This is a genomic window from Delftia sp. ASV31 (assembly GCF_016428765.1).
In the GTDB taxonomy this organism is placed as follows: Bacteria; Pseudomonadota; Gammaproteobacteria; order Burkholderiales; family Burkholderiaceae_C; genus Comamonas; species Comamonas acidovorans.
In genome coordinates this window covers 38,379-48,555 of the sequence record NZ_JAELTK010000044.1, presented here as the reverse complement: position 1 = coordinate 48,555, position 10,177 = coordinate 38,379, and the positions used below count along the sequence as shown (strand labels likewise).

Sequence of the window (10,177 nt, the reverse complement as noted above, 5' to 3'; positions counted from 1 at the left end):
TCATCGGCGCGCTGGCCGCCGTGCGCCCCATCACCACGCGCCGCCCGCCCCTGGTGGCTGCGCTGCGCGAACGCATCCGGCTCATGGGGCTGGCCTTCCGCCAGATCGTGGCGGCGCAGTTCTGGATTGCGGCCTTCAACACTTTCCTGACGGCCATCTTCCTGCTGGGCGTGCTGCCGCACTGGAACCTGACCCTGCCCTACACGCCAGCCCTGATCACGCTGACCTTCATCGCGGGCCTGGTGCCCATCGTGGGCAACCTGCTGTGCAATGCGGTGATCACCATCGTGGGGCTGTCGGTCTCCCCGGTGGCCGCCGCGGCCTGCCTGGGCTTTCTGATCCTGATCCACAAGGCCGAGTACGTGATCAACGCCAAGGTGGTGGGCCAGCGCACGCACATGGGCGTGTGGGAGCTGCTGGCCGTGATGTTCGTGGCCGAGTCGGTGTTCGGCCCCGCAGGCCTGGTGGCGGCGCCACTGTTCTACGCCTATCTCAAGAAAGAGCTGGAAGCCGTCCGGCTGGTCTGAGCAGCGCTCCGACCCTGGGGGCTGCCGCTACAGGCCCCTGAGCCGCCGGATCACCTCGCGCACGGCCACGGCCTGCGCGCCCTGCTGGGAATGCAGGAAGCGCTCCAGGTCTTCGAGCGCACGCTCGGTCACTCCCCACTGCGCATAGGCCAGCCCCCGGTCCCGGAAGATCTCCGGCATGTCGGGCCGCAGCACGGCCAACCGGTTGAGCACGGCCACCAGCAGCGGCCAGTCGCGCCGTGCATGGTGGATCTCCTGCAGATTGCGCAGCATGCGCTCCAGAATGTCGCGCGGCGATGCGCCCTGCAGGTACATGCCCAGCGGAGCCGCCTCCTCGGCGGACAGGCCGGCGTTCTGCCAGAAGGGCTCCAGCCGCTCGGCCAGGCTGTTGGCCGAGAAGGATTCACCGCTCAGCGGGTCCATCACCACCTGCCCCTGGGGCAGGCGCAGCTTGACCAGGAAATGCCCGGGAAAGCTCACGCCCTGTGCCGGCAGATCGATGGCCGCAGCCAGCTCCAGCCAGATCAGCGCCACACTGATGGGAATGCCGCGCCGCATCTGCAGCACATGGTGGATGTAGCTGTTGGCCGGGTCGTAGTAATCGTTGAGATTGCCGCCAAAGCCCAGCTCGCCATAGAAGAACTGGTTGAGCACGCGCAGGCGCTGCAGGGAATCGGTTTCGCCGGCCAGGCGCTGGAGCAGGCGCACCTGCAGCCGGTCCAGCTCGGCGCTGGCCGCCTGCAGGTCGAGATCGGGCACGGCATCCTGGGCGATGCTGATTGCCGCCTCCATCAACGGCAGGTGGTCATCGCTTTGCACCAGCGCTGCAAAGTATTGCAGGGCCGTTGGCGTGTCTTCGTAACTCCAGCTCATGATGCTTTGTATATTGCAGCGCCCAAGCCTGCAATTATGCGGGTTTGGGCGATGCCTCTCAGCGCCGCAGCAGCGCGCGCAGCTTGAGCCCCGCCGCCCACAGCGCACCGAAGTACAGCAGCACCGAGGCGGCCATCAGCGCGGCGAGCAGGCCCACACGCTGCCAGCCGTTGGCGCGCAGCGCGATCCAGTCGAAATGCTGGCTGCCCCAGGTCAGCAGCACGGCCAGCAGGCTGCTGGCCGCGACCACCTGCAAGCCCAGCCGGCCCCAGCCCGGCTTGGGACGGTAGACGCCCCGGCGCAGCAGACCCCACAGCAGCCAGCCCGCATTGACCAGGGCCGCCAGGCCGATGGACAGCGCCAGGCCGGTATGCGCCATGAAGGGCACCAGCACCAGGTTGAGCAGCTGGGTGATGACCAGCACCACGATGGCGATCTTGACGGGCGTGCGGATGTCCTGGCTGGCGTAGTAGCCCGGCGCCAGCACCTTGATGGCCACCAGGCCCACCAGGCCTGCGCCGTAGCCGACCAGCGCCAGGGCGATCTGGCCCACGTCGCTGTCCTGCAGCGCACCGCGGTGGAACAGCGTGGCCACCAGCGGCTCGGCAAAAGTGAGCAGGCCCACGGCGCACGGCACGGACAGCAGCACCACCAGGCGCAGCCCCCAGTCCAGCATGGCCGAGTAGCGCTCCGAGTCGTCGGCCGCCTTGGCAGCGGCCAGCTGGGGGGTAAGCACCACGCCCAGCGCCACGCCCAGCAGGGCCGTCGGAAACTCCATGAGCCGGTCGGCATAGAACAGCCAGGTCACGCTGCCCGGTTGCAGATAGGAGGCGATCTGGGTGTTGATCATCAGCGAGACCTGGGCCACGCCCACGCCCAGCAGGGCCGGCGCCATCAGCTTGAGTATGCGGCGCACGCCAGCCTCGGCCCAGGCTTGGCGCAGCGCAGCTGGCGAAAAGCCGATGCGCGGCAGCAGGCCCAGACGCGCCAGCGCAGGCAGTTGCACCGCCAGCTGCAGCACGCCGCCCAGCATCACGCCACCGGCCATGGCGTAGATGGGCTCGATGCCGCGCGCCTGCAGCCAGGGCGCGCCCCAGAAGGCGGCGGCGATCATGGCCAGGTTCAGCAGCACCGGCGTGGCGGCCGAGACGGCAAAGCGCCGCCAGGTATTGAGCACGCCGGCAGCCAGCGCCACCAGCGACATGAAGCCGATGTAGGGGAACATCCAGCGTGTCATCAGCACGGCGGCGTCATAGCCCTCGGGCGACTGGCGCAGGCCGCTGGCCAGCAGCCAGACCAGCAGCGGCGCGCCGACCACGCCCAGCACGCAGGTCACCAGCAGCACCCAGAACAGCAGCGTGGCCACGTGCGAGATCAGCCTGCGCGTGGCCTCGTCCCCCTCCTTGGCCTTGCTGGCGGCCAGCACCGGCACGAAGGCCTGGCTGAAAGCACCCTCGGCGAACAGCCGCCGAAAGAGATTGGGAATCCTGAAGGCGACATTGAACGCATCGGTCAGCGCATTGGCTCCGAACATGGAGGCCATGAGCAGATCGCGCACCAGCCCGGTGATACGGGAGGCCAGCGTCAGCAGGGAAACGGTGGAGGCGGCTTTGAACAGTGACACCGTGGGGAGTGTATGCGCTGGCATGCCCCGCCGGCCGGCACGCCAGGCGGGCCTGGCCGCTCTTGCACTCCGTTGCAACAGGCGGGCCCGTGCGGCCTGGGCCCTCAAGGCCCTGTCCGGGCCGCGTGCTATAATCCCGCGCTTCGCCGACAACATCCTCAGACACTAGGAATACATATCATGGCATCCAAGCCCGCAAAGAAGAACCCCCGTCTCGCCTCCGGCCGCAAGCGCGTCCGCCAGGACACCAAGCTCAACGCAGCCAACACCTCGCTGCGTTCCAAGTACCGCACCGCCGTCAAGAAGGTCGAAAAGGCCGTTCTGACTGGCGACAAGGCCAAGGCAACCGAACTGTTTGCCGCAGCCCAATCCGTTCTGGACACGATCGCCGACAAGGGCATCTTCCACAAGAACAAGGCCGCTCGCGACAAGAGCCGCCTGTCCGCCAAGGTCAAGGCCCTGGCCGCCGCCTAATCCAATTAGGCAACCGCACGGATGGCTCCGGCCATCTGCCGTTTGTAACGGGTGCGCTGTCAGCGAACGAGAAAACCGCCTTCGGGCGGTTTTTTTGTGCCTGAACGATGCCCCTGCATCCGCAGGATCCAGCAAAAAAGCCCCACCCTCCGGAGCACAGGCGAAAAAAAACGCACCCCAGGCGCGCTTCACATCGGACGGGAACGACCCGCAAAAAAAGAAGCCGGCCTCAGCGGGCCGGCTCGTCCGGTATCAGGCAGGCCTCGGCAACCTGCAGGTTGTTGTCCTTGGCGAAATTCAGGCAGAAATCCCAGGCCATGGGCTCGTAGTCGCGCAGGTCGCGGTGCACGACCACGCACTTGACGCCATTGAGCGTTGTGGGAACACACCAGGGCGAGTAGCTCAGGTGGCTGCCGCGCTGGGCACCACCGGGGCGAAACTGGCTCATGACGCCTGCCAGCCGCTCGGCCCAGTCGCTGGGCCGGAAAGTCTTGCCTTCGTGGGTGATGCCCTGGATGAACAGTTCTTTGCTGGAGGGAGAGACCATCAGGATGCACGCCAAAATACGACTTGCGCAACAAGGAACAACACAGGCGACCTGCCAAGGGGCACGGCGCCCTGCCACGTCCTGTTTGCGCAAGTCCTTCAAAAAAGTCAGAGCCCACGGGCAGAATCGCTGCCAGCAGGCCAAGCCGGCATTTTATCTCTTATATAAGAGCTGAGGCCTTGTTGCAGCGCACTACCCAAGTGTGGCGTAGGCTCATTGCATGGCTGTGATGCGCAAACCGCAACGGTAGGCCATCTCGCGGCCCCTAGAATCGGGCTTCGCTGTTTTTCAGGCATCTGCGGCGGCAACGCCCGGATGCCGTTTACTTTCCAGCTCAGGAGATTTTTGCAATGACCGCTTTCATTGAGGCTGCCTCGCCCCACGTGATGAACACCTATGGCCGCGTACCGATCGCTCTGGAGCGAGGCCAGGGCTGCCGCGTGTGGGACGTCAACGGCAAGCAGTACCTCGATGCGCTGGGCGGCATTGCAGTGAACACGCTGGGCCACAACCACCCCAAGCTGGTGCCTGCGCTGCAGGACCAGGTGGCCAAGCTCATCCACACCTCCAACTACTACCACGTGCCCGGCCAGGAAACGCTGGCCAAGCTGCTGACCGAGCGCGCGAAGATGACCAATGTCTTCTTCTGCAGCACGGGCCTGGAGGCCAACGAGGCCGCCATCAAGATCGCGCGCAAGTACGGCGTGGACAAGGGCATCGCCAAGCCGGTGATCGTGGTCTACGAGCATGCCTTCCACGGCCGCTCCATCGCCACCATGACGGCCACGGGCAACCCCAAGGTGCGCGACGGCTTCGGCCCGCTGCTCGACGGCTTCCTGCGCGTGCCGGTCAATGACTTCGAAGCGCTGCAGCAGGCCACGGCCGGCAACCCCGACGTGGTGGCCGTGATGATGGAGCCCATCCAGGGCGAAGGCGGCCTGCACCCCATGCGCATCGAGTACATGCAGCAGGTGCGCGCACTGTGCGATGCCAACGGCTGGCTGATGATGTTCGACGAAGTCCAGGCCGGCATGGGCCGCACGGGCAAGTGGTTCGCCCACCAGTGGGCCGGCATCATCCCCGACGTGATGACCCTGGCCAAGGGCCTGGGCTCGGGCGTGCCCATCGGTGCCGTCGTGGCCCATGGCAAGGCGGCCACCGTGCTGCAGCCGGGCAACCATGGCTCCACCTTCGGCGGCAATCCGCTGGCCATGCGCGCGGGCATCGAAACCATCCGCATCATGGAAGAGGACGGCCTGCTCGCCCACACCACCAAGGTGGGCGACCACCTGAAGGCCACGCTGCAAAAGGAACTGGCCGACGTCAAGGGCGTGGTCGATGTGCGCGGCCAGGGCCTGATCATCGGCATCGAGCTGAACAAGCCCTGCGGCGCCCTGCTGGGCCGTGGCGCCGAAGCCGGCCTGCTGTTCAGCGTGACCGCCGACACCGTGGTGCGCCTGGTGCCGCCGCTGATCATGACCGAGGCCGAAGCCGACGAAGTGGTCGCCAAGCTCAAGCCCCTGATCGTGCAATTCCTGTCCGAATGAGTACCTGCCTATGACTGCCATCAAGCACTATCTGCAGTTTTCCGACTTCACGGCCGACGAGTACGCCTATGTGCTCGAACGCGCGGCCTTGATCAAGAAGAAGTTCAAGGGCTACGAAAAGCACCACACGCTCAGCGACCGTACGCTGGCCATGATCTTCGAGAAGGCCAGCACGCGCACCCGCGTGAGCTTCGAGGCGGGCATGTACCAGCTCGGCGGCTCGGTGGTCCACCTGACCACGGGCGACAGCCAGCTGGGCCGCGCCGAGCCCATCGAAGACAGCGCACGCGTCATCAGCCGCATGACCGACCTGGTGATGATCCGCACCTATGGCCAGGACAAGATCGTGCGCTTTGCCGAATACTCGCGCGTTCCCGTCATCAACGGCCTGACCAACGAGTTCCACCCCTGCCAGATCCTGGCCGACATCTTCACCTTCATCGAGCACCGCGGCTCGATCCAGGGCAAGACCGTCGCCTGGGTTGGCGACGGCAACAACATGGCCAACACCTGGCTGCAGGCGGCCGACCTGCTGGGCTTCACCGTCCACGTCAGCACGCCGGGCGGCTACGAGGTGGACGAGAAGCTGGCCTTTGGCGGCAAGACCCCGCGCGAGGGCTGCTACAAGGTCTTCAAGGACCCGCTGGACGCCTGCAAGGGCGCCGACCTGGTGACCACCGACGTGTGGACCAGCATGGGCTACGAGGCCGAGAACGAAGCCCGCAAGAAGGCCTTTGCCGACTGGTGCGTGGACGCCGAAATGATGGCCGCGGCACGTGGCGATGCCCTGTTCATGCACTGCCTGCCCGCCCACCGCGGCGAGGAAGTGGAGGCCGAGGTCATCGACGGGCCGCAGTCCGTGGTCTGGGATGAGGCCGAGAACCGGATGCATGTGCAGAAAGCTCTGATGGAGTACCTGCTGCTGGGCCGCCAGCCGAACTGATAACGCAGTCCGCTCAAAAAAGAATGCCTGCAGGCTTTGCGCCTGCAGGCATTCTTTTTTTCCCGGTGGAAGTTCGGGCCGTGGCCTTACGGTCCTCGCTTGTCCGGTGCGCAACTGTCCCCGCCGCAGGCACTGCAGCCGCCACAGCCGCCCGCATCCTTGGGCGCCAGTGCCGGATGCATCTGCCCGGCCTTCTGGCGCCAGCGCGCGGGCAGATAGCGCCAGACGAGAGACATGCCGGCCAGCGCCACGATCAACCCTACGATGATGTTCTGCCACATGGTGCTTGTTCCTTTCAGCCCGCGCCCAATGCGATGGCCACGCGGTAGGTGATGAAGCTGGCAAGGTAGGCCAGCGCGAACAGATAGCCGGTCATCAGCAGCGGATAGCGCCAGCCGTTGGTCTCGCGCCGCACGGCGGCCAGCGTGGAGATGCACTGGGGCGCGAACACGAACCAGGCCAGCAGCGACAGCGCCGTGGCCATAGACCAGGTGTGGGCGATCAGCGGGCCCAGTTGCTCGGCCATGGCCTCGTCGCTGGCGGCGGACAGGGCATAGACCGTGCCCATGGCGCTGACGGCCACCTCGCGCGCGGCCATGCCGGGCACCAGGGCGATGGCGATCTGCCAGTTGAAGCCGATCGGCGCCAGCACCACCTCCAGCCAGCCGCCGATGCGGCCCGCAAAGCTGTAGCGGATGGCCGCTTCGGTGACGCCATCGGGCGGCGCCGGGTAGCTGGCCAGGAACCACAGCACGATGCTGACGGTCAGGATGATGCCGCCCACGCGGCGCAGGAAGATCATGGCGCGCTCGTACAGGCCCAGGGCCAGGCTGCGCGGGCTGGGCCAGCGGTAGGAGGGCAGCTCCATCAGCAGCGGCGTGGGTCCGGCGCTGCGGCCGGCCAACTTGGCCACGCCGGCCACGGCCATGGCGCTGGCGATGCCGGCCACGTACAGCGCGAACAGCACCAGCCCCTGCAGGTTGAAGATGCCGCCCACCGTGCGCTCGGGAATGAAGGCGCTGATCAGCAGTGCATACACAGGCAAGCGCGCCGAGCAGGTCATCAGCGGCGCGATCATGATGGTCACCAGGCGGTCGCGCCAGCTGGTGATGGAGCGCGTGGCCATGATGCCGGGCACGGCGCAGGCGAAGCTGGACAGCAGCGGAATGAAGGAGCGGCCCGACAGGCCGACCTTGCCCATGATGCGGTCCAGCATGAAGGCGGCACGCGGCAGGTAGCCCGAATCCTCGAGTGCAAGGATGAACAGGAACAGGATCAGGATCTGCGGCAGAAAGACCAGCACCGCGCCGGTGCCCGCGATCACGCCGTCGGCCAGCAGGCTGCGCAGCGCGCCTTCGGGCATGTGCTCGTTGACCAGGGCCGAGACGGCCGAGACGCCGCCCTCGATGCCGTCCATCAGCGGCTGCGCCCAGCTGAACACGGCCTGGAACATCAGGAACAGCGTAGCCGCCAGCAGCAGCATGCCCCACAGCGGGTGCAGCACCACGGCGTCGATGCGGTCGTCGCGCCGGGTGTCCACCACGGGCTCCTTGACGCAGTCGGCCATGATGCGGGCCACCTGCTGGTGCAGGGCCAGCACCTGCTCGCGCGCATCGCCCGGGCGGGCCGGGGCCTGCAGCTGTGGCGCCGCCAGGGCGCGCGCTTCGGGGCCGTCCAGCCATTGCAGCAGTTCGCGCGCGCCGTCCTGGCGCACGCCCACCGTGGACAGTACGGGCATGCCCAGGGCGCGTGACAGCGCCTCGCGGTCGATATCGATGCCCTGGCGCCTGGCCATGTCGCTCATGTTGAGCACCAGCAGCATGGGAAGGCCCAGGCGCTGGGCTTCCAGCACCAGGCGCAGGTTCAGGCGCAGGTGGGTGGCGTCGGTGACGCAGACCAGCAGTTCGGGAGGCGCCTCGCGCGCGTGGCGGCCCGAGACGATGTCGCGCGTGATGCGTTCGTCCTCGCTGTGGGCGTGCAGGCTGTAGGTGCCCGGCAGGTCCAGCACGCGCACACGCCGGCCGCTGGCCGTGCTCAGCCAGCCTTCCTTGCGCTCCACGGTCACGCCCGCGTAGTTGGCCACCTTCTGGCGTGCGCCGGTCAGTAGGTTGAACAAGGCTGTCTTGCCGCAGTTGGGGTTGCCCAGCAAGGCCAGGCGCAGTGCGGAATCACCACCGCCGCCACCACCCTGGGCAGGCTGCAGCGGCTGGATGAGCTTGGGAGAGGACGACGCGCTCATGCCACCGCCTCCGGCGCCACGCGCACCAGGGCCGCCTCATGGCGGCGCAGCGCGAACGTGGCCTGGCCCACGCGCACGGCCAGCGGGTCGTCGCCCGGAAAGCCTGCGGCCAGGATGCGAACGGGCTCGCCCGGCAGGAAACCGATTTCCATGAGACGCAGCAGCAGTTCCTGCTCGGCCGTGTCGCGCGCCGCATGGAGCTCGACCACGCGCGCCGGAACCTGGCGCGGCAGCGCATCCAGGGTGATGGCCGCAGCGGCGGCCGGGCTGGGGGAATGGGGAGGCGCGGACAGCGCGGACGGAGCCGTGGCGTCCGTCCCGGGGTTCATCGAATGCATGGCGTGTTGTATCAACTGATTTTTATTCTCATTTTGATTTTGATCGAATCCCCGTGGGAAGCCCGCGCATGGTATCGGAGTAAGAGGCAGGGTCTTGCCAAAGGGCCGTCATGGTTTTTGGCCGGTTCCAGGCGCCCCGCACGCGTGCGCGCGACAATCGCGCTCCCACGATCCGCACCTGCACCTGCTTGCCCACGCCATGACCCATCCCTGCCTGAGCTGCGGCGCCTGCTGCGCATCGTTTCGCGTGGACTTTTCCGTGCATGAGTCGCAGGAGCATGGCGGCCGCGTGCCGGCCGGGCTGATCGAGGAAGTCACCGACCACACCTGCCGCATGCGCGGCACGGACTGGTCGCGCCCGCGCTGCGCAGCGCTGGTGGGCAAGGTGGGCGAGAAGGCCCATTGCGGCATCTACGAGTGGCGGCCCTCTCCTTGCCGCGAATTTGCGGCCGGCAGCGATGCCTGCAACCGCGTGCGCGTGCGCCATGGCATGCAGGCGCTGGACAGCGGCCTGCTGTAGCAACCAGCCAGGCGCAGCCGGCCGCCAACAGCCGCCACCACCAGCCGTTATTCCACGGGCAGCCCCGCCAGTTGCCCCTTGAACTCCTGCAGCGAGAAATGCGTGTGCACCTGGCGCACGCCGGGCAGCCGGTGCAGGCGGGTGAGCAGCAGGTCCGAATAGGCATCGAGATCGCGCGCCACGACGACCAGCAGGAAGTCCTCCGGCCCCGAGATGCCGTGGAACATCACGACCTCGGGGATGGCGCAGACCGCTTCCTGAAAGTGGCGCGATGACTCCTCGTTCTGATGGTCTATGCCCACCATCACGAAGGCCAGCACGCCAAAGCCGATGGCGCGCCGGCTCAGCGCGGCGTGGTAGCCGGTGATCACGCCCTCATCCTCCAGCCGCTTGATGCGCCGCCACGACGGCGATTGCGACAAGTGCACGCGTTGCGCCAATTCGCCCGAGGTCAGCCGCGCGTTGTCCTGCAAGGCGCGGATCAGCAGCCGGTCCGTTCTGTCGATCTCGATTGACATAAACCACCTATGAATTCATGTTTCACA

12 protein-coding genes are annotated in these 10,177 nt (G+C 66.9%); 5 read left to right on the top strand and 7 right to left on the bottom strand.

Features of this window, described 5'->3' with window-relative positions:
* A partial coding sequence (locus tag JHD82_RS16735; protein WP_199137582.1) for an AI-2E family transporter occupies positions 1-527 on the top strand: 527 nt, incomplete at its 5' end.
* Between the two features lie 27 nt (positions 528-554).
* Here JHD82_RS16735 and JHD82_RS16730 read toward each other — a convergent pair.
* Both JHD82_RS16730 and murJ read right to left on the bottom strand, forming a co-directional pair.
* Positions 555-1,400 (bottom strand): SirB1 family protein, encoded by an 846-nt coding sequence (locus JHD82_RS16730; protein WP_199137581.1) that lies wholly within the window; start codon positions 1,398-1,400, stop codon positions 555-557.
* Positions 1,401-1,458: 58 nt separating this feature from the next.
* Positions 1,459-3,024, bottom strand: a complete 1,566-nt coding sequence (murJ, locus tag JHD82_RS16725; protein ID WP_199137580.1) for a murein biosynthesis integral membrane protein MurJ — start codon at positions 3,022-3,024, stop codon at positions 1,459-1,461.
* A 180-nt stretch (positions 3,025-3,204) separates the two neighbouring features.
* Between murJ and rpsT the strand changes: the two genes are divergently transcribed.
* Positions 3,205-3,498, top strand: a complete 294-nt coding sequence (gene rpsT / locus JHD82_RS16720; RefSeq protein ID WP_012204104.1) for a 30S ribosomal protein S20 — start codon at positions 3,205-3,207, stop codon at positions 3,496-3,498.
* A gap of 229 nt (positions 3,499-3,727) precedes the next feature.
* Here the strand turns inward: rpsT and JHD82_RS16715 are convergent, their stop codons facing one another.
* The gene (locus JHD82_RS16715) at positions 3,728-4,045 is read right to left on the bottom strand and encodes a DUF3579 domain-containing protein (RefSeq protein ID WP_012204103.1); all 318 of its coding nucleotides are present in this window, start codon (positions 4,043-4,045) and stop codon (positions 3,728-3,730) included.
* 350 nt (positions 4,046-4,395) lie between these two features.
* On the opposite strand from JHD82_RS16715, the gene JHD82_RS16710 reads away from it, so the two are divergent.
* A complete protein-coding gene (locus JHD82_RS16710) occupies positions 4,396-5,592 on the top strand; it encodes an aspartate aminotransferase family protein (protein ID WP_012204102.1) in 1,197 nt (398 codons plus the stop codon).
* Between the two features lie 10 nt (positions 5,593-5,602).
* The gene (argF, locus tag JHD82_RS16705) at positions 5,603-6,535 is read left to right on the top strand and encodes an ornithine carbamoyltransferase (RefSeq protein ID WP_012204101.1); all 933 of its coding nucleotides are present in this window, start codon (positions 5,603-5,605) and stop codon (positions 6,533-6,535) included.
* Between the two features lie 86 nt (positions 6,536-6,621).
* On the opposite strand, the gene JHD82_RS16700 is transcribed toward argF, so the two are convergent.
* The 3 genes from JHD82_RS16700 to JHD82_RS16690 are packed head-to-tail and all read right to left on the bottom strand — an operon-like array spanning position 6,622 to position 9,112.
* Positions 6,622-6,816 (bottom strand): hypothetical protein, encoded by a 195-nt coding sequence (locus JHD82_RS16700; RefSeq protein ID WP_012204100.1) that lies wholly within the window; start codon positions 6,814-6,816, stop codon positions 6,622-6,624.
* Between the two features lie 14 nt (positions 6,817-6,830).
* Entirely contained in the window at positions 6,831-8,774 is a 1,944-nt protein-coding gene (locus JHD82_RS16695; RefSeq protein ID WP_043824052.1) for a ferrous iron transporter B, read from the bottom strand.
* Positions 8,771-9,112, bottom strand: a complete 342-nt coding sequence (locus JHD82_RS16690) for a FeoA domain-containing protein (protein WP_199137579.1) — start codon at positions 9,110-9,112, stop codon at positions 8,771-8,773. The genes JHD82_RS16695 and JHD82_RS16690 overlap by 4 nt, the downstream gene beginning before the upstream one ends.
* Before the next feature lie 199 nt (positions 9,113-9,311).
* On the opposite strand from JHD82_RS16690, the gene JHD82_RS16685 reads away from it, so the two are divergent.
* Positions 9,312-9,632, top strand: coding sequence for a YkgJ family cysteine cluster protein (locus JHD82_RS16685; protein ID WP_013803664.1), 321 nt, complete (start codon positions 9,312-9,314; stop codon positions 9,630-9,632).
* Between the two features lie 47 nt (positions 9,633-9,679).
* On the opposite strand, the gene JHD82_RS16680 is transcribed toward JHD82_RS16685, so the two are convergent.
* A complete protein-coding gene (locus JHD82_RS16680; protein WP_012204096.1) occupies positions 9,680-10,150 on the bottom strand; it encodes an Lrp/AsnC family transcriptional regulator in 471 nt (156 codons plus the stop codon).
* Between the last annotated feature and the right edge of the window lie 27 nt (positions 10,151-10,177).

What these genes read in the sequence shown, in the direction of transcription:
- JHD82_RS16690 (WP_199137579.1), bottom strand. Translation starts at nt 9,112, where the DNA reads ATGCATTCGATGAACCCCGGGACGGACGCCACGGCTCCGTCCGCGCTG.
- JHD82_RS16695 (WP_043824052.1), bottom strand. Translation starts at nt 8,774, where the DNA reads ATGAGCGCGTCGTCCTCTCCCAAGCTCATCCAGCCGCTGCAGCCTGCC.
- JHD82_RS16680 (WP_012204096.1), bottom strand. Translation starts at nt 10,150, where the DNA reads ATGTCAATCGAGATCGACAGAACGGACCGGCTGCTGATCCGCGCCTTG.
- argF (WP_012204101.1), top strand. Translation starts at nt 5,603, where the DNA reads ATGACTGCCATCAAGCACTATCTGCAGTTTTCCGACTTCACGGCCGAC.
- JHD82_RS16730 (WP_199137581.1), bottom strand. Translation starts at nt 1,400, where the DNA reads ATGAGCTGGAGTTACGAAGACACGCCAACGGCCCTGCAATACTTTGCA.
- JHD82_RS16715 (WP_012204103.1), bottom strand. Translation starts at nt 4,045, where the DNA reads ATGGTCTCTCCCTCCAGCAAAGAACTGTTCATCCAGGGCATCACCCAC.
- JHD82_RS16685 (WP_013803664.1), top strand. Translation starts at nt 9,312, where the DNA reads ATGACCCATCCCTGCCTGAGCTGCGGCGCCTGCTGCGCATCGTTTCGC.
- JHD82_RS16700 (WP_012204100.1), bottom strand. Translation starts at nt 6,816, where the DNA reads ATGTGGCAGAACATCATCGTAGGGTTGATCGTGGCGCTGGCCGGCATG.
- rpsT (WP_012204104.1), top strand. Translation starts at nt 3,205, where the DNA reads ATGGCATCCAAGCCCGCAAAGAAGAACCCCCGTCTCGCCTCCGGCCGC.
- JHD82_RS16710 (WP_012204102.1), top strand. Translation starts at nt 4,396, where the DNA reads ATGACCGCTTTCATTGAGGCTGCCTCGCCCCACGTGATGAACACCTAT.